The following is an 18,276-nucleotide window of genomic DNA, read 5'->3' on the forward strand; positions in this document are numbered from 1 at the left end:
CGAAGCCCCGCTGCGCAGAGATCCGAGGAGCCCGCGATGGCAGCGATCCGCTTCGACGAACAGGGCGACCGGTTGCGCATCCGGGTGGACGAGCTCGTGCTCGCCGAGTACGTGCACCGGCCCGCCGACGCGCGGCTCGAGTCACCCCGCCCCTACTTCGACCCGGTCCGCACACTCGGCGGCGAGCTCGTGTCGCTGTTCCGCCCGCACGACCACGTGTGGCACAAGGGCATCTCCTGGTCGCTGCCCGTGGTCGGCGACGAGAACTTCTGGGGCGGCCCCACGTTCGTGCGCGGCGAGGGCTACGTGCAACTGCCGAACAACGGCGAGCAGCGGCACGTGTCGTTCGAGACGACGGATGCCGCGGCGCCGGGCACGGCCGGGGTCGTCGAGATGCTCGACTGGGTCACCGAGGCGGGCGAGGCGATCTTCGACGAGCAGCGCACGATCGCGGCATCCGTCATCGCCGACGACGCGTGGCTCCTCGTGTTCGAGACCCGCATGCGGAACGTGTCGGTTCGCGAGATCGCCATCGGGTCGCCCACCACGCGGGGCCGGGAGAACGCCGGCTACGGGGGGCTCTTCTGGCGCGGGCCGCGCTCGTTCACGGGCGGCCGCGTGCTCGCGCCTGGCGTGACGGGCGGTGACGAACTGCGCGGCATCCGGGCGCCGTGGATGGGCTTCAGCGGCCGCCACGACGGCGGCGGCGGGGCATCCACCGTCGTCGTGGTCGACGACCCGGGCAACCTGCAGCACCCGCCGCGGTGGTTCGCGCGCACCGAGGAGTTCGCGTGCCTCTGCCCGGCACCATTCTTCAGCGAGGAGCACACGGTCTCCCCGGGCGCCACCCTCGCGCTGCGCTACGGCGTCGTGATCGCCGACGGCGCGAGCGATCCCGCGCGCGCCTGGCGCTTGGCCGACGCCGGCGCCGCACGGCTCGCGTCGCCGGCGGTGGCGTCGTGAGCGCGGCACCCGTCTTCCCCGGCGCCACCTCGGTCATCGACGCGTTCGACGCCGGCCGCGACCCGGGACTCGCGGCCGCGCGCGTCGCCGCCGTCTCCGCCGCGCCCGACTTCGGCATGTGCGGGCGCCTCCACCGCTACGACACGAGGGCGGTCGCCGCGACCGCCACCGAGGGAGACGAATGACCGAGACCGCTCCGCTCCGCGCCGCCATCGTGGGCACCGGTGCGATCGCGCACGCGCACGCGCACGGCATCGCGACCAGCCGCGATGCCGAGCTGGTCGCCGTCGTCGACCGCGACGCCGGCCACGCCCGCGCATTCGCCGGGCACTGGCACGTGCCGAACGTCGCGGAATCGCTCGAGGTGCTCCTCGCGAGCGGCGCGATCGACGTGCTGCATGTCTGCACGCCCCCTGGCGTGCACGCCGGACAGGCGATCGCCGCGCTCGACGCGGGCGTGCACGTGGTCTGCGAGAAGCCGGCGGCGCTCTCGCTCGACGAGCTCGATGCGATGACCGATGCCGCGACTCGCAACGATCGCCGGCTCGCGGTCGTCTTCCAGCAGCGCACCGGCTCGGCCGCCGCGCACGTCCGCCGCCTCCTCGAGTCGGGTGCGCTCGGACGACCCCTCGTCGCCACCTGCCAGACCCTCTGGTACCGCGACCCCGAATACTTCGCCGTGCCGTGGCGCGGCAAGTGGGCCACCGAGGGCGGCGGGCCGACGCTCGGCCACGGCATCCACCAGATCGACCTGCTCGCCTGGCTCCTCGGTGACTGGGCGACCGTGCAGGGGCAGCTCTGGCGCCTCGGGCGGGAGACCGAGACGGAGGATGCCTCGACGGCGGTCGTGACCTTCGCGGGCGGCGCCGTGGCATCTGTCATCACCAGTGCGCTCTCGCCGCGCGAGACGAGCTCGATCCGCATCGACACCGAACTGGCGACCGTGACGGTCGACCATCTCTACGGGCACGGCCACGAGCACTGGCGCATCACCCCGGCGCCGAACGTCGATGCCGGCGTGGTCGCGAGCTGGGCGCTGCCCGAGGTGGAGGAGTCGAGCGGGCACGATCCGCTCATCCGCGACATCTACGCCGCGCTCCGATCGGGCGAACCGCTGCCGTCGACGGCGGCGGATGCCGCGCGCTCGTTCGAGATCGTCACGGCCATCTACTCGTCGGCCGCGACCGGCAGGGTGGTGACGCCCGACACGCTCCGGGAGGACGTGGACCGGCGACGGAGCCTGGCGAGCCCCGTCACCGACCTGCGCCGGAGTTGACGGGAACCGGTCGCCCACGCGCGACGACGCGAGGGCACGCGCCCGGCATCGGAGGCGACTTCGCGCTCCGGCGGCCCGAGGCATCCCAGCACGGATTGAAACGATTTTTCCGCACTGGTTGACCGTTTCAATACGCTCCATTACATTGGGGTAAACGCTTTCCCACGCGTGATCCAGCACCGAGCAGACACAGACGTTCCGGGAGGACAACGATGTTCGACTTTCGCAGGCGCCGCATGGCGATCGCCGCTGCGGCGCTCACCGCGAGCGCAGCCCTCGCACTCACGGGATGCGCCGGCGGCGGAGACGCCGATGCAGAGACCTACGACCCCGACGAGGAGGTCACGCTGAACCTCGCGTTCTGGGGCAACGACGTGCGGGCGGCCCTCTACGACGAGGCCATCGCCGCATTCAACGAGGAGTACCCGAACATCACGGTGAACTCGTCGTTCCTCGGCTTCCCCGAGTTCTGGGAGAAGCGCCAGACCGAGGCCGCGGGCGGCGGCCTCCCCGACGTCATGCAGTTCGACTACTCGTACCTGCGCCAGTATTCGGAGAACGGCCTGCTCCTCGATCTCGAGCCCTACCTCGGCAGCATCATCGACACCGAGCCGCTCAGCGACAACATCCTGCAGATCGGCGTCGTCGACGGCGAGACCACCGGCATCCCGACCTCCACCAATGCGTGGGGGTTGTTCACGAACCCCAAGCTGCTCGACCAGGTCGGCGTGGCGGAGTTCGAGGGCGGCAGCTGGGAGGACTACTCCGACTGGATCGGCGAGGTCACCGCCGCCGGCGCCGGCGCGATCTGGGGCGGCACCGACTACACCGGCCGCATCCAGAACTTCGAGATCCAGCAGCGTGCCACGGGCAAGGACCTCTTCACCGACGACGGCGAGCCGAACTTCACCGAGGAGGACCTCGCCGCGTTCTGGGAGCAGGGCGACGAGGTTCGCGTCGTCACCATCCCGCAGCAGCGACTCGAGGAGATCTACCCGGTCTCGGGCTTCGACGCTGCGCTCACCGCGAGCGAGCTGACCTGGGACAACTTCGGTGCCGGCTACCTCGGCAACCTCGGCGAGGAGTACACCGAGCTGGGCCTGATCGCCCCGCCGGTCACCGAAGAGGGCGCGAAGGACCTCTACCTGAAGCCGTCGATGCTGCACTCGATCGCGGCGTCGACCGACCACCCCGAGGCGGCGGCGACGCTCGTGAACTTCCTCGTGAACAGCCCCGAGGCCGGCGCGATCTTCGGCACCAATCGCGGCCTCCCCGCGTCGGAGACCATGCTCGAGGGGGCCGAGCTCGACCCTCTCGGCCAGCAGATCCGCGACTACGAGGCATCCATCGCCGACCGGCTCGGCGACGCCCCGCCCGTGCCGATCGTCGGCTACGGCACCCTCGAGGAGAAGTTCCGCCAGCTCGGCCAGGAGCTCGGCTTCGGCACCATCACCGTCGACGAGGCGGTGGAGCAGTTCTTCAACGAGATGGACGTCGTCCTCGACCAGTAGGGCCGCGCAGTCACCCCGGGCCCGGTGCACCCTGCCGGGCGCGGGTACTGTACTCGCAGGAAACCGGAGAACCAGGTGAGCACGGAAACCGAATCGATCGTGACGGCCGAGGCCCGATCGAGCAGCGTACGGCGGATGTCGCGTCGGCTGCGACGCGACGAGAGCCCCGACCCGGTGCCGACCAGCCCGGGCAAGCGCGCGGCGAACCGCCGCGAGACGCTGGCAGGCTACGGCTTCCTGGTGCCGTGGCTGATCGGGTTCGTCGGGCTCACCGTGGGACCGATGATCTACTCCCTGTACCTCGCGTTCACGAAGTACAACCTCTTCAAAGAGCCCGAGTGGATCGGGCTCGACAACTTCGTGCGCATGTTCACGCAGGATCCGAACTACCTGCAGTCGGTGCAGATCACCCTCGTCTACGTGCTCGTCGGCACCCCGATCAAGCTCGCCGCCGCGCTCGCCGTGGCGATGCTCCTCAACTACCGCAACCGCGGCAGCGGCTTCTTCCGCTCATCGTTCTACGCCCCTTCGCTCATCGGCGCCTCGGTGTCGGTTGCGATCGTGTGGCGCGCGATGTTCTCGACCGATGGCCCGGTCGACACCACACTGAGAGTCTTCGGTATCGAGGTCGGCGGCTGGGTGGGAAATGTGCAACTCGTCATCCCCATGATGATCCTGCTGGCGGTGTGGCAATTCGGCGCCCCGATGGTGATCTTCCTCGCGGGGCTCAAGCAGATCCCGCAGGAGCTCTACGAGGCGGCCGAGGTCGACGGTGCAGGACCGGTGCGGAAGTTCCGATCGGTGACGATCCCGATGCTCTCGAGCGTCATCTTCTTCAACCTGCTGCTCGAGACCATCAACGCCTTCCAGGTGTTCGCCTCGGCCTACATCATCTCCAACGGCTCGGGCGGCCCGGCCGGCATGACGAACTTCTACACCGTCTACCTCTACAAGCGCGGATTCGCCGACCTCCAGATGGGCTACGCCTCGGCCATGGCCTGGGTGCTCGTCATCGTGGTGGCGCTGATCGCCTTCGTGCTGTTCAAGACCCAGAAGTCCTGGGTGCACTACGCGGGAGAGAACCGATGAGCACCGCCACGATCGAGACGCCGCGCCCCGAGTTCCTCGAGGTCGAGCTCCAGCCCGCCCCGCCCCGGCGGCGCCGTCGCATGAAGCGCAAGACCGTCAACACGATCATCTGGTTCGTGGCGCTCCTCGCGCTCACGGCCGTCGTGCTGTACCCGCTGGTCTGGCTGGTGTTCTCGACGTTCAAGCCGTCGAGCGAGTTCGGGCAGAACCCCGGCCTCATCCCCGCCAACCCCACGATCGACAACTACGTGAAGGTCGTGGAGGGCATCGGCGGCACGCCGCTCTGGCGCTTCTTCGCGAACAGCCTCTTCATCGCCGTGATGGCCGTGATCGGCACGCTGGTCTCGTCGGCGCTCGCCGCGTACGCGTTCGCGCGCATCCGGTTCCGCGGCGCGGCCGTGCTGTTCGCGGCGATGATCGGCACGCTGCTCCTGCCGTTCCACGTGATCATCATCCCGCAGTACATCATCTTCAACAGGCTCGAACTGGTCGACACGTACTGGCCGCTCATCCTGCCGAAGTTCCTCGCCACCGAGGCGTTCTTCGTCTTCCTCATCGTGCAGTTCATCCGCAACATTCCCCGCGACATGGACGAGGCGGCGCGCATCGACGGGGCCGGGCACCTTCGCATCTTCGTCTCGATCATCCTGCCGCTCATCAAGCCGGCCCTCATCACGAGTGCGATCTTCACGTTCATCTGGACCTGGAACGACTTCCTCGGCCCGCTGCTGTACGTGAACAGTCCCGAGAAGTACCCGCTGCCGATCGCCCTGCGCCTCTACAACGACGCGACCTCGACCTCCGACTACGGGGCCACCGTCGCGGTGTCGTTCCTCGCGCTGCTGCCGATCCTCATCTTCTTCATCGTGTTCCAGAGGTTCCTCGTCGACGGGGTCGCGACCCAGGGACTGAAGGGCTAGGTCCCGGATGTCCCGCGCCGCCGATCGATCCGCCCGCCGCGTCGCCCGTCGCGCCGCCCTCTCGGGAAGCGGCCCGACCGGCGACGACGCTGACTCGGTCGCGCGCTTCCCTGGGGCGCGCAGCGGCTTCGGCCTCCTCGGCGAGGTGCTGCTCGTCGGGATCCTCGTGAGCCTCGTGTCGCTGCCGGTGATCACGCTTCCCGCCGCGCTCGCGGCCGGCGTGCGTCACCTCCGCAGGTACCTGAGGGCCGAGGACTCGGCGCTCGGCTGGTTCTGGCGCGACGTGCGGGCGTCGCTCGTCGGCGGGATCGCTGTCGGTGCGGCATCCCCCCTGCTCGCGGCCGTGCTGGTGCTCGACATCGACCTCGCGTCGACAGGCGTGCTGCCGGGCGGACCGGTGGTCGCCGTCGTCGGCTGCGCCGGACTCGCGGCGCTCGTGCTCGTGCTGTTCACGGCCGCCGGCCTGTGGACGCCGCACCTCGGCTGGGTCGGTGCACTGCGCGGGGCGCCGCGGGCGATCCGCGACGATCCCGTCGGTGCCGCCTACCTGCTCGCGACGGGCGTCTTCGCGGTCGTGGTGACCTGGCAGCTCGCGCCGCTCGTGGTGCCCGCGCTCGGCTGCGTGGCGCTCGCCATCGTCGCTGCTCCCGAGCGGCCGCGCCGGGGGTCGTAGCCGACGCCTGCCCGCGGTCACGCGTCGGCGGCATCCGCGCCATCCGCGCCATCCCACGCGACGGCGCCGTCGCTTCGCAGGCGCGCCCCGTCCGCCGGCTCGTGCGGCCGCAGCCGACCGTCGTGCATGAGGTGCTCGACCGGCTCGCCCAGCTGCAGCACGACCACGTCGGCGACCAGTCGCCGGTGACAGCGCCACCAGACGCTCTCGCTGCACATCATCGCGGTGCGCGTGAGCGCGGCCTGCCGCATGAGCTCGGCGAGCGCCACCTGGAACTCGGCGGTGCGGGTGTGGGCCGCGTAGGCGGCGAACTGCTCCACCTGCCACCAGGGATCGTCTCGAGGATCCCCGGGTGCGAGGCGACGGCGCCCGCCGAGACGCGGCTCCGAGCGATACGCGATGCCCGAGGCGGGAAGCCACTCGGCCATCGCCTCCTCGGTGACGTCGGGGTTCCGCCGACTGCCGGGGTAGCGCCGGATATCGACGATCGCCTCGACGCCCGCACCGTGCAGCAGGTCGGCGAACGCGACGCGCTGCAGGCGGCCGTGCCCGACGGAGATGAGCATGGCGCCGATTCTCGCCGATCGCGCCGCGACGTGCAGGTCGGACGAGAGGCATTGACGGATGAAACGTGTCAGGCTAGTGTGCGGGAATGCGCTTTCCCGGATGTTTGGGAAGCGCGCCCCCTGCCCACAGCACGACGACGTCCTGGAGGAATCCGATGTTCACCACCCGAGCGCGGCAGCGCATGCTCGCCGCGGCAGCCCTCACCGGTGCGGCGGCCCTCGCCCTCACCGGCTGCGCCGGCGATCCCGCCCCGGCATCCGCCTACGATCCCGACGAGGAGGTCACGCTCGTCTTCACCTGGTGGGGCAACGACGACCGGGCCCAGCGGTACCAGGACCTCATCGACGCCTTCGAGGAGGAGCACCCGAACATCACCATCGAGGGCAACTTCACCGACTTCCCGTCGTACTGGGAGAAGCGCAAGACCGAGGCGGCCGGGGGCGGACTCCCCGACGTGTGGCAGTTCTCCGACTCCTACCTGCGCGAGTATGCCGAACCCGGGCTCCTCCTCGATCTCGAGACGGTGTCGGAGTACATCGACTTCGACGCGTTCGACGACGGGCTCAGGCAGACCGGCCAGCTCGAGGGCACCCAGTACTCGCTGCCCACCGGCTACAGCGCCTGGGCGATCTTCCTCAACGACGCCCTCATCGAGCAGGCGGGCGTCGAACCGTACGAAGGCGGCACCTCCTACGAGGAGTTCGACGAGTGGATGGCGTCGGTCACCGAGTCGACGGGTGGCGCGGTGTACGGCGGCACCGACATGACCCAGCGCATCCAGACGTTCGAGAACGTGCTGCGTGCCCAGGGCGAGAACCTCTACACCGAGGAAGGCGAGCTCGGCTTCACCGAGGACCAGCTGCGCGAGTTCTGGGAGTCGGGCGAAGCCGCCCGCGACGGCGTGGCGATCCCGCAGCAGAAGCTCGAGGAACTCACGCCGAAGTCGGGCTTCGGTGCCAACCTCACGGCGAGCGAGGGAAGCTGGAGCAACTTCCTCGGCGGCTACCTCGCCGACTCCGGAGCAGCGTCGATCACGCTGGTCGCACCCCCGACCGATGAGCCCGATGGCAAGGATCTCTACCGCCAGGCCGGCCTCCAGATGGCGATCTCGAAGACCACCGAACACCCCGAGGCCGCCGCGATGTGGCTCGACTTCGTCGTGAACAGCGAGGAGGCGGGCGAGATCTTCGGCACCACGCTCGGCTTCCCGGCCTCGGAGACGAAGCTCGCGGGCACCACGCTGGAGGGGGTCGACGCGCAGGTCGCCGACTACCTCGAGTCGGTCGCCGATCGCATCGGCGACGCCCCGCCCGTGCCCGTCGTGGGCTACGGATCGCTCGAGCAGACCTTCTGGGATCTCGGCAAGTCGATCGGCCTCGGTGCGATCACGGTTGATGATGCGGTGGAGCAGTTCTTCACCGAGGCGGGCGTCATCCTGGGCTGACCCACCGCTGAGCCCGCATCGAGTGGGCGGACTTGGTGCAGGTCCGACACGGAGACCCGCCGAGTTCGCCCGCTCGTTGTCGTTCCGCCGCGCACCACGACCAGATGGAGATCCGATGCACTACGGCGCCGACTACAACCCCGAGCAGTGGCCCGAGGAGCTCTGGCCGGAGGATGTGGCGCGCATGCGCGAGGCCGGCGTCACCATGGTGAGCCTCGGCATCTTCGCGTGGTCGCGCATCCAGCCGCGTGAGGGCGGGTTCGACTTCGGCTGGCTCGACCGGGCGATCGACCTGCTGCACGAGGGCGGCATCGCGGTCGACCTCGCCACCGCGACCGCCTCACCGCCGCCGTGGGCGACGGCCGCGTATCCCGAGATGCTGCCGCAGGACGAGAACGGCGCCACGTACTGGCCGGGCAGTCGTCAGCAGTTCGCGCCGTCGTCGCCCGTGTACCGGCGCCTGGCCGGCGAACTCGTCACCGCGATCGCCGAGCGATACGCGGCGCACCCGGCCGTCGTCATGTGGCACGTCAACAACGAGTACGGCTGCCACGTGAACATGGACTTCTCGGATGCCGCGCGCGACGCGTTCCGCCGCTGGCTCGCCGACCGCTACGCCGACGTCGACGCGCTCAACGCCGCGTGGGGGACCGACTTCTGGTCGCAGCGCTACGGGTCGTTCGACGAGGTGTTCCCGCCACGGAAGGCGCCGTACAGCGTGAACCCCGGCCAGATGCTCGACTTCCGCCGGTTCACGAGCGACATGCTGCTCGAGTGCTACCTCATGGAGCGCGAGCTCATCCGCGCGGCCGGCGCGACGCAGCCGATCACGACGAACGTCATGGGCGCGTTCAAGCCCGCGAACTACGCGCAGTGGGCCGAGCACCTGGACGTCATCAGCGATGATGCGTATCCCGATCCGAACGATCCCGAGTCGTTCCGGGCAGCGGCGTTCCAGCGCGACCTGGTGCGGTCGCTGAAGCCCGACGTGCCATGGCTCCTCATGGAGCAGTCGACGAACGCCCTGAACTGGCGGCGGTCGAACGCGCCGAAGGCACCCGGGCAGATGGCTGCGCTGAGTGCCCAGGCGATCGGGCGCGGCGCCGACGGCATCCTCTTCTTCCAGTGGCGCCAGTCGAAGGCGGGCGCCGAGAAGTTCCACTCCGCGATGCTGCCGCACGCCGGCACCGACACGCGCACCTGGCGGGAGGTCACCGCGCTCGGCGCGCAGCTCGCGGCGCTGCCCGCGCTCCCGCAGGCCGCGCCGGGCACCAGCGACGCACGGGTCGCGCTCGTGTTCGACTGGGAGAACTGGTGGGCGGTGGAGGCATCCGATCACCCGCAGAACGGGCTCGACTACCTCGCAGTCGTGCAGCGCTGGTACCGCGCGCTGCACCGACGGCACGTGCAGGTCGACATCGTGCCGCCATCGCGCGTCGACGGCCGGTACGCGCTCGCGATCGCGCCGCTCCTCTACCTGCTGCGCGAGACGGATGCCGCGGCGCTCACGTCGTTCGTCGAGGGCGGCGGTCACCTGCTCGCCGGCCCGTTCACCGACGTGGTCGACGAGCACGACCGGTTCCGCGACGGCGGGTTCCTGACTCAGCTCGGCGCACTCTGCGGCATCCGCCTCGAGGACTTCGGCGCGCTCGTCGCGCCGGATGCCGCAGCCGACGCGCCGGGCGAGCGCGAGGCGCGGTTCGCGGGCGAGTACGTGCCCGAGCAGGCCGGCACGCTGCTCGCGGAGGAGATCGAGGCGACGGATGCCACGGTCGAGGCCGTATTCACGAGCGGCCGTCGCGCGGGGCATCCGGCCCTCACCGCGCGCACTGCGGGACGCGGCGTCGCCCGCTACCTCGCGACCATTCCCGACGAGACGGGCGCGCTCGCCGTGCTCGACCACGCGCTCGCGGACGCGAGCGTCTGGCCGGTCGTCGAGGGCCTTCCCGCGCATGTCGAGGTCGCCCGCCGCGGCGAGCTCGTGACTCTCGTGAACCACGGCGGCGACGACGTCGAGGTGTCGATCACGGGGATCGACGCCGTGACCGGCGCGCGGGTCGACGCGGTGCGGCTCGGTCCGTTCGGCTGGGCCCTCGTGCTCGAGTCGGTCCCGGGTGACGAGCGCCGCATCTAGCCGGTACCCATCGCCGTGCCTCGGCCCGCTCGCGCGGCGACGTGGCTCATCGCCGCGAGGCGTGGCGCGCGAGATCGTCGAGCAGCCCGCGCACGAACGCGCGGTGTCCGGGGGCGATCGCCGCCCACACCGGGCGCCCGGTCCACCGGCGGTACGCGACGACCATGGTGTGCACGACGCGGCCGGGAGTGGATGCCAGCACGAGCCGCGCGCTCAGGGTCCTGGAGTCGACGGCGAGCACCACGGCGCGGTCGTCGCTGCGCTCGACCCGCCAGCCCAGCACGTGGCCGTCGGTTCCGGGCGGGGCCAGGTCGAGACCGAGACGCCGCCATGCGGAGAGCATCCTGGCCTGCTTGCGCGGCGTGGCGCCCTCGAGCATCAGCCTGGCCCAGTCCTCGGGGGTCCGGTCGCCTTCGACCCGGATGGCGAACGCCTCGCGATAGTGGATCGGGAACTCGCCCACGAGCGCTTGGATGTCGCGGGCCTCGGAGTCGGGGACGGATTCCACCGTCGATGCGTCGTTCGAGGCCATGTGTGCTCCTGAGTGCCGTCCGTGACCGAATGGTCGGGCCCCACGATAGGCCCTGATGCGCCGGCGGAACAGGTTCGCGCGGGCGACCCGGCGGGCCGGTAGCATGGGAATACGCTTTCCAATACGCGCACGGGGACGGAGCTGTTCGAGCGATGACGATCACCACCATGGCAGGTTACGATCGAGCCGAGAGCGGAGGAGTGCAGATGCGCGCGGTGGTCCTGAGCGGCTCGGGTCGCTACGCGGATCCCTGGCACGCGTTCGCCGAGACCAGCGCCGCACTGGCCGGGATCGTCGCGGGCGCCGGATACCGGGTCGACGTGAGCGACGACCTCCTCGGCGGACTCGCGAACCTCGGCGACGCCGACCTGCTCGTCGTGAACGCCGGCAACCCGAACACTCCGCTGCCCGAGGGGGCGAGCGACCCCGGTCCGGCTCGCGACGACGAGATCGCCGCGGCATCCGCCGGCCTCGACGCCGCCCTCGAGCGCGGCATCGGCATCCTCGCCGTGCACGCCGCGGCAGCCACCCTGCCAGAGATCCCCGCCTTCGTGCACGCCCTCGGCGCGCGTTGGATCGAGGACGTTTCGTGGCATCCGCCGATCGGCGAGACGCTCGTGCACGTCGTCGGTTCGCACCCGATCGCCGACGACCTCGACGACTTCACCGTGTACGACGAGCGCTACTCGGGCCTGCGCCTCGACGACGTGATCGAGCCCATCGCCGAGCACGAGGAGGGCGGCATGCGTCACCCCCTGGTCTGGGCTCGTGAGCTCGGCCACTCCCGGCTCGTCTACGACGCCCTCGGGCACGACGTGCGCTCCTACGATTCGACCGGCCATCGCGAACTCCTCACGCGTGCGCTCGACTGGCTCTCGCACGTGCCGGCACCGACGTTCGACGCGTCGTGACGCGCGTCCTGCGGGTCGTCATCGCTCCCGACTCGTTCAAGGGCACGGCGAGCGCCGCGGATGCCGCTGCCGCCCTCTCGGCCGGGTGGCGCGCGGTGCGGCCCGACGACGAACTGACGCAGCGCCCTATGGCCGACGGCGGCGAGGGCACGCTCGACGCGCTCGAGTCGGCGGTGCCGGGCGCTCGGCGCGTGCCGGTCACGGTGCGCGGGCCCGGGGCCGCGGCAGCGCCCGTCGCGACGCACTGGCTGCGGCTGCCCGACGGCACGGGCGTCGTCGAGCTCGCCGCCACGTCGGGCATCACGCTGCTCGACCCGCTCGCGCCGCTCGACGCGCACACCGCCGGGTTCGGCGAGGCGATCGCCGCGGCGCTCGACGCGGGTGCGACGCGCCTGCTGCTCGGGCTCGGCGGCAGCGCCTCGACCGACGGCGGCGCCGGCGCGCTCGCCGTGCTCGGGGCGCGGTTCGCGGATGCCACGGGCGAACCGGTCGCGCTCGGCAACCGCGGCCTCGGCGCACTCGCGCACGTGGACCTCTCCGGGCTTCGGCCCCTGCCGTCGCGCGGCGCGCTGATCCTCGGCGATGTCACGAACCCGCTGCTCGGCGAGCACGGGGCGGCCGCCGTGTTCGGGCCGCAGAAGGGGGCGGATGCCGCGGCCGTCGAGATGCTCGAGCGGCACCTCGATCGGCTCGCGAGCCTCGTGCCCGAGGACGTGCGACCGCTCGCCGCCGCGCCCGGCGCCGGCGCCGCGGGCGGCACCGGGTTCGGATTGCTCGCCTGGGGTGCCGAGATGGGCGGCGGAGCCGAGCTCGTCGCGGCAGCGGTCGGGCTACCTGCGGCCGTGGCGGGCGCCGACCTCGTGATCACGGGGGAGGGGCGCTTCGACGGGCAGTCCGAGGCGGGCAAGGCGCCCACGGTGGTGGCGTCGCTCGCGCACGCCGCCGGCGTGCCGACCGCGTTGGTGGCCGGCGCGATCACGGCCGAGCCACGCGGATTCGGGGCATCCCTCGCCCTCGCCGACCTCGCCGACAGCGGTGCCGCCGCGATCGCGGAGCCGCTGCGGTGGCTCCACGCCGCGGGTGCCGAGCTCGCGCGCACGGTCGGCTGACGCGGCGCCGACGCTACTCGGCGTACCGCTCGGGTTCGCGCTCGGGTCGCAGCAGATCGTCCGATCGGAACTGCACGAACGAGCCCCCTCGGGCGAGCCCGCTGTCGGCGGCGATGCGGTCGGCGATGTCGTTCAGCGCGCGCGGCAGCGCGACATCTTCCCAGCGACCGGTGTCGAGGCGCTCCTGCAGGGCGGTGACCAGGGCGGCGATCTCCGCGCCGGCGTAGGCGCAGTGCCCCGGTCGATCCACGAAGGCCTGCCGGAGCAACGGTGCATCGCCGTTCCCGCGCACCCGATCGGCGTAGGTCCCCGCCTGCTGCACCACGGGGGCCGAGTCACCCGACTCGTGCAGCGACAGCACCGGCCCGTCGATGTCGCCCACGGGCGTGGCGTTGCGCTGCATGTAGGCGACGGCATCCGGGTCGGCGGCGATCCGCTCCCCGGCGTTCAGCACCTCGAGATCGTCGGCGAGCGAGAGCCCCGCCTCGCGATACAGCTCGCGCACGAGCCGCGCCTCGCCCGAATCGCGGAGCGCCGCGGCGTAGTCCACGTCGGTGTTCCAGGAGAAGTTGCCGCCCGCACGCTGTTCCAGGGGCTGGCGCGGGGAGACGACCCCCCACATGAAGATGCGGTAGAGCTGCTCCTGTCGGGCCGCGATGTCGCGCGGCTCGGGACGCTCCGTTCCGACCTGCGACCACGTGGGCATCTGCGCGAGCGTGGCGGCGAGCGCGATGCGCGCGCGGCCCTCCGGCGTCTGCTGCGCCGTGTCGAGCACCTCCCGGAACGCCGCCTGGCGGGCGCGTTCGTCGGTGATGTCCACGAGCTCGAGGCGGGAGTCGTCCGGCGCGAGGAGCAGCTTCAGCGCGTACGTCCCGTCGAGCGAGCCGTTCAGCATCGGGATGGCGCCGGCGATCGACCCGCACAGCGGGAGGGCCGCGTCGAAGACATCCGGATTCTGCTCCATGAGCGCCACCGCCACTTGTCCGCCCATCGATGCGCCCCACGCGACGACGTGCTCCGGCTCGCCCAGCTCCGCGGTGGCGGCCTCGACGACCTGCGGTTGCGCGGCGAGGAGATCTTCGACGGCCCAGCCGGAACCGGCCGCGGCACCGGCGAGCGCGTACCCCTGGTCGATGAGCCAGCCCACGGTCTCCTCGGAGGGTCCGCCGGTGGGCACGCCACCGCCGCCGCCGTATCCGGGACTCCAGGTGAGCAGGGTGCCGTTCCAGGACTCCGGCTCGAAGAGGACGTAGCGGCCTCCGCCGGGGAGGTCGCCCCGTGTCTCGGTCACGGTCGTCTCGGCGGCAGCGGCCGCCGACACCGCCGAGACGACCAGCACGAGCGAGGCCACGGTCGCGAGCGCAGCCGAGATCGGTCGAGATGACATGTCGTCCTTCCCGCGACGCGGCTCGCCGTGGCAGCCAGGGCGCTCCTCGATGAGCGCGTCGCGCATCCGTGAAAGCAAGCGACACTTCATTCGGCGATCGCTTGCAGAACTGTTGCGCTGCACTCTGGCATCACTCCGATGGTGCTGTCAATCGGTCGTTGCCGTGGCAAAGGTCAACTGTTGACAATCTCAAAGATATATGGTCTTCTCGATACGCAACACTTCCCCCGACGGACGTTGCTCAATGCGCTGGCCCGCGACGATGCGGTCGGGCGCGGCGGACACCGAGGTCCTATCGAAAGGTTCAAGGATGAACAAGACGCTCCTGAGCACGGCGACGTTCCTCGCCGCCGCCATGATCCTCACCGGGTGCGGTGCGAGTCCCAACGCTCGCGGCGGTGACGACGACAGCGCCTCCGGCGCACCGTCCGAGCTGGTGTTCGCCGTCGTCCCGACCGACGACAGCGAGGAGCTCGAGAACTCGTTCCGCCCCATCGTCGCCGCCATCGAAGAGGTCACCGGCATCCCCACCCGCATCGAGGCGGTCAGCAGCAATGCGGGTGTCATCGAGGCGCAGGTCGCCGAACGCGTCGACATCGCCACGTACGGCGCGTTCTCCTACTACCTGGCCTCGGATGTCGCGGAGGTGACGCCCATCGCGAAGGATCAGCGCACCCCCGAGCCCGGTTCGGGCGCGGTGCTCTCGCTCGGCGTGGTCGCGCCGGGCTCCGACATCGCGTCCATCGAGGACGTCCGCGGGAAGAACGTGTGCTTCACCGACCCGGCATCGACGACGGGATACCTGACCGCCGCGGTGGCGATGAACGAGGCCGGAATCGACCCGGAGAACGACATCAACCCCCTCTTCGTCGGCTCGCACGACGTGGCGGTCACCCAGATGCTCGCCGGCGACTGCGACGTCGCGTTCGTGGCAGAGCCCTTCGTCACGTCGATCCTTCCCGCGCGCGGGATCATCGCCGAAGGAGACACCGAGACGGCGTGGACGTCGGACCCGATCCCCGGCACCCCGATCGTGGTCGGGGACTGGCTGAGCGAGGAACTGCGCGCCCAGATCGTCGAGGCCGTCACCGGCTACGACGCCGTCACCGCGTACGAGGCCGGGTTCTGCGACGAGCACAACCGCGAAGCACCCGAGCAGTGGGGCGCCGAGTACGCCGGTGAGACGGCGTGCATGTGGGGCGGGACCGGGGCGTTCGCCTTCGAAGCGGCCGAGGCGGCCGACTACGACCTCATCGGGGAGATCTGCGAGGCGCTCGACACCGACGTGTGCCGCAGCGAGGGGTGACCACATCGCCATGACACTCATCCAGGGAGCGACCGGCATGGCTGCAACAGGGAAGGCCGACGACACGGGAGCGAGCGTCGTCCTCCGCGAGGTCGGCATGCGCTTCGGCGAGAATGTCGTGCTCGACCGCGTGAACCTCACCGTCACGCCCGGCCAGTTCGTCGCCCTCGTCGGACCATCAGGCGCCGGGAAGTCGACGCTCCTGCGACTGATGAACGGCAGCCACCGGCCGACCGCGGGCTCCCTGTCGGTGCTCGGCGTGAACCCGGCGACCTGCAGCCGCCCTGAGCTCCGCCGGCTTCGCAGACGCACGGGCTTCGTCTTCCAGCAGTTCGGGCTCGTGGGGCGTCTCAGCGCCATGGAGAACGTGCTCATGGGGGCGCTGGGATCGTTGCGGATGCCGTGCTACGGCATCGCGACCTACCCGCGCCCCCTGCGCGAGCGAGCGCTCGCGAACCTCGAGCGGGTCGGTCTCGTCGACCAGCGCCACCAGCGCTGCGACACCCTCTCGGGCGGGCAACAGCAGCGCGTGGCCATCGCCCGCACGCTCATGCAGGAGGCCGAGCTCGTCCTCGCCGACGAACCCGTGGCCTCGCTCGATCCGAACGCGAGCATCTCGGTGCTGCAGACCCTGCGCAAGCTCAGTGCGGAAGACGGGTTCACCGTCATCTGCTCGCTCCACCAGGTCGAGCTCGCGCTCGAGGTCTCCGACCGCGTGGTCGCCGTCCGCGACGGCGCGTTCGTTCTCGACGCGTCCACCAGTCGTACGAGCCAGGAGGACATCCGGGCGGTCTACGCGCAAGCGAAGCAGGGCTGATGCCGCAGACGCTCGAACGACCCCCGGCGACGCAGCCGACGAGACGCGCTCCCGGGCGGCCTCGGCCGTCCGTCGCGACGATCGGCATCCCCCTCGCCTACGTCGCGGTGACCGTCTTCGCCCTGTGGTGGCTGGACATCCGCCCGGCGGCCCTCCTCGCCGGGTTCGAGGACATCGCTCGACTGGTGCAGCGCATGGTGCCGCCGACGACGGGAGATCCCGGCAGCCTGGTGTCGCTCGCGATCGAAACACTGTGGATCGCGATCGCGGGGACCGGCATCGCGACCATCCTGTCGGTGCCGCTCGCGGCGGCGGCCTCCCGCCACTTCGCCGGGCCACGCGTCATCGGGTGGTTGGCTCGCGGGACCATCGTCGTCACGAGGGCGATCCCCTCTCTCGTGTTCGCGCTCATCCTCGTGCGGATCGTCGGACTCGGTCCCCTCGCGGGGGGCCTCGCGATCGCCTTCCACTCGGTCGGCATGATCGGGAAGATGTTCGCCGACGTGTTCGAGGAACTCGAACCGTCACCGCGAGAAGCCGTCCGTGCCGTCGGTGCGACGCGAGCGCAGAACTTCGTCGCGACGACGCTGAGCCGCGCGCTGCCCAGCCTCACCTCGATCGTCCTCTACCGACTCGACATCAACATCCGTGCCTCGGCCGTGCTCGGACTCGTCGGCGCGGGCGGCATCGGCCTGGCACTGCAGACGGCGATCGGCTCGCTCGACTACCGGCGGGCGCTCGGCATCATCCTGGTCATCGTCATCATGCTGCTGGCGCTCGAACTGGTGGCCTACCTCGCCCAGCGCGCCCTCTCCGAGCACGCCGAGGAGCACAGTGCCGCCCAGCTCTACGGAGAAGGGCGCGCCGCGGCATCCCCGGGCTGGAACCGCTCGCGCATCCTGCGCGTGGGGTCGGGCCTCGCCGCGCTGGTCGTCTTCGCCGTCTCGCTGGCGCAGGTGCTGGCCGATCCGCCCTCGTTCGGACGGCTCTGGGCGAACACCGCGCGAGTGCTGTCGGGGTTCTTCCCGCCGGTCTTCTCTCCCGACATCGCCTACGGCATCTTCGAGAGCGTCGTCATGGCGCTCTCGGCCACGACGTTCGGCGTCGTGTTCGGTCTCGTGATCGCCGTGTTGTCGACGCGGCATCTCGTGCGCTTCGAGCCGCTCTCGCTGGCGCTCCGGGGCCTCATGGTGCTGCTCCGGGGGGTACCCGACATCATCTTCGCGCTCCTCTTCGTGGCGGCGCTCGGACTCGGTCCCTTCGCCGGATTCCTGGCGCTGGCGATCTCGTGCACGGCCCTGGCGGCGAAGTTCTTCACGGACTCCCTCGTGCGCGTCGACCCCGCTCCGCTGCGAGCGCTCGAAGCGACCGGCGCCGGTCGGATGCAGGTGTTCGTGAGCGGGGTCTGGCCGCAGTTCGTGCCGAGCTTCATCGGCAACAGCCTCTTCACGTCCGACCTCGCCCTCCGTGAGTCGGCGGTGCTCGGCATCGTCGGCGCGGGCGGTATCGGCTTCCTCCTCGAGGAGTCGATCGCCACCCTCCACTACGACACCACGGCGGGCATCCTCATCGCACTGGTCGTGGTCGTGGTGGCCCTCGAGGCCGTCGCGCGCTGGGCACGCAGAAAGGTGATCTGA

17 protein-coding genes are annotated in these 18,276 nt (G+C 70.8%); 14 read left to right on the forward strand and 3 right to left on the reverse strand.

The genetic code is table 11. From position 1 onward, the window contains the following. The first annotated feature begins 36 nt into the window (after positions 1 to 36). The 7 genes from EZM51_RS01700 (at position 37) to EZM51_RS01730 (ending at position 6,432) form a co-directional block, all read left to right on the forward strand. Positions 37 to 963, forward strand: a complete 927-nt coding sequence (locus EZM51_RS01700; protein WP_136706423.1) for a PmoA family protein — start codon at positions 37 to 39, stop codon at positions 961 to 963. Next, positions 960 to 1,148 (forward strand): hypothetical protein, encoded by a 189-nt coding sequence (locus tag EZM51_RS01705; RefSeq protein WP_136706425.1) that lies wholly within the window; start codon positions 960 to 962, stop codon positions 1,146 to 1,148. The genes EZM51_RS01700 and EZM51_RS01705 overlap by 4 nt, the downstream gene beginning before the upstream one ends. Beyond that, positions 1,145 to 2,239 carry a Gfo/Idh/MocA family oxidoreductase gene (locus tag EZM51_RS01710; protein ID WP_136706427.1) on the forward strand — a complete coding sequence of 365 codons (1,095 nt, stop codon included), beginning with the start codon at positions 1,145 to 1,147 and terminating at the stop codon, positions 2,237 to 2,239. The genes EZM51_RS01705 and EZM51_RS01710 overlap by 4 nt, the downstream gene beginning before the upstream one ends. A gap of 236 nt (positions 2,240 to 2,475) precedes the next feature. Next, positions 2,476 to 3,750, forward strand: coding sequence for an extracellular solute-binding protein (locus EZM51_RS01715; RefSeq protein WP_248305409.1), 1,275 nt, complete (start codon positions 2,476 to 2,478; stop codon positions 3,748 to 3,750). 135 nt (positions 3,751 to 3,885) lie between these two features. After that, positions 3,886 to 4,839 carry a sugar ABC transporter permease gene (locus EZM51_RS01720; RefSeq protein ID WP_136706802.1) on the forward strand — a complete coding sequence of 318 codons (954 nt, stop codon included), beginning with the start codon at positions 3,886 to 3,888 and terminating at the stop codon, positions 4,837 to 4,839. Next, on the forward strand, positions 4,836 to 5,759 hold the full coding sequence (locus EZM51_RS01725) for a carbohydrate ABC transporter permease (RefSeq protein WP_136706431.1): 924 nt from the start codon (positions 4,836 to 4,838) through the stop codon (positions 5,757 to 5,759). The genes EZM51_RS01720 and EZM51_RS01725 overlap by 4 nt, the downstream gene beginning before the upstream one ends. Before the next feature lie 7 nt (positions 5,760 to 5,766). Next, a complete protein-coding gene (locus EZM51_RS01730; protein ID WP_136706433.1) occupies positions 5,767 to 6,432 on the forward strand; it encodes a hypothetical protein in 666 nt (221 codons plus the stop codon). Positions 6,433 to 6,449: 17 nt separating this feature from the next. Here the strand turns inward: EZM51_RS01730 and EZM51_RS01735 are convergent, their stop codons facing one another. After that, positions 6,450 to 6,998 (reverse strand): DUF488 domain-containing protein, encoded by a 549-nt coding sequence (locus EZM51_RS01735; RefSeq protein ID WP_136706435.1) that lies wholly within the window; start codon positions 6,996 to 6,998, stop codon positions 6,450 to 6,452. A gap of 155 nt (positions 6,999 to 7,153) precedes the next feature. Between EZM51_RS01735 and EZM51_RS01740 the strand changes: the two genes are divergently transcribed. Together EZM51_RS01740 and EZM51_RS01745 are read left to right on the forward strand one after the other, a co-directional pair. After that, positions 7,154 to 8,443 (forward strand): extracellular solute-binding protein, encoded by a 1,290-nt coding sequence (locus EZM51_RS01740; RefSeq protein ID WP_136706437.1) that lies wholly within the window; start codon positions 7,154 to 7,156, stop codon positions 8,441 to 8,443. Positions 8,444 to 8,558: 115 nt separating this feature from the next. Beyond that, on the forward strand, positions 8,559 to 10,577 hold the full coding sequence (locus tag EZM51_RS01745; RefSeq protein WP_136706438.1) for a beta-galactosidase: 2,019 nt from the start codon (positions 8,559 to 8,561) through the stop codon (positions 10,575 to 10,577). 46 nt (positions 10,578 to 10,623) lie between these two features. On the opposite strand, the gene EZM51_RS01750 is transcribed toward EZM51_RS01745, so the two are convergent. Continuing rightward, entirely contained in the window at positions 10,624 to 11,109 is a 486-nt protein-coding gene (locus tag EZM51_RS01750) for a DUF2867 domain-containing protein (RefSeq protein ID WP_169053747.1), read from the reverse strand. A 206-nt stretch (positions 11,110 to 11,315) separates the two neighbouring features. On the opposite strand from EZM51_RS01750, the gene EZM51_RS01755 reads away from it, so the two are divergent. Both EZM51_RS01755 and EZM51_RS01760 read left to right on the forward strand, forming a co-directional pair. Then, on the forward strand, positions 11,316 to 12,020 hold the full coding sequence (locus EZM51_RS01755) for a ThuA domain-containing protein (protein WP_169053748.1): 705 nt from the start codon (positions 11,316 to 11,318) through the stop codon (positions 12,018 to 12,020). After that, positions 12,017 to 13,129, forward strand: a complete 1,113-nt coding sequence (locus EZM51_RS01760; RefSeq protein ID WP_248305410.1) for a glycerate kinase — start codon at positions 12,017 to 12,019, stop codon at positions 13,127 to 13,129. The genes EZM51_RS01755 and EZM51_RS01760 overlap by 4 nt, the downstream gene beginning before the upstream one ends. A gap of 13 nt (positions 13,130 to 13,142) precedes the next feature. Here EZM51_RS01760 and EZM51_RS01765 read toward each other — a convergent pair whose 3' ends face one another. Beyond that, a complete protein-coding gene (locus EZM51_RS01765; RefSeq protein WP_136706444.1) occupies positions 13,143 to 14,516 on the reverse strand; it encodes a prolyl oligopeptidase family serine peptidase in 1,374 nt (457 codons plus the stop codon). A 310-nt stretch (positions 14,517 to 14,826) separates the two neighbouring features. On the opposite strand from EZM51_RS01765, the gene phnD reads away from it, so the two are divergent. The 3 genes from phnD to phnE are packed head-to-tail and all read left to right on the forward strand — an operon-like array spanning position 14,827 to position 18,276. Beyond that, positions 14,827 to 15,822: a phosphate/phosphite/phosphonate ABC transporter substrate-binding protein gene (phnD, locus tag EZM51_RS01770; RefSeq protein ID WP_169053749.1), complete on the forward strand. Its 996-nt coding sequence runs from the start codon at positions 14,827 to 14,829 to the stop codon at positions 15,820 to 15,822. Between the two features lie 37 nt (positions 15,823 to 15,859). Further along, on the forward strand, positions 15,860 to 16,639 hold the full coding sequence (locus tag EZM51_RS01775) for an ATP-binding cassette domain-containing protein (RefSeq protein WP_248305411.1): 780 nt from the start codon (positions 15,860 to 15,862) through the stop codon (positions 16,637 to 16,639). Further along, entirely contained in the window at positions 16,639 to 18,276 is a 1,638-nt protein-coding gene (gene phnE / locus EZM51_RS01780; protein WP_136706449.1) for a phosphonate ABC transporter, permease protein PhnE, read from the forward strand. Before EZM51_RS01775 ends, phnE begins: the two co-directional genes overlap by 1 nt.

The organism is Agromyces sp. H66, from assembly GCF_004959775.1.
Lineage (GTDB): Bacteria > Actinomycetota > Actinomycetes > Actinomycetales > Microbacteriaceae > Agromyces.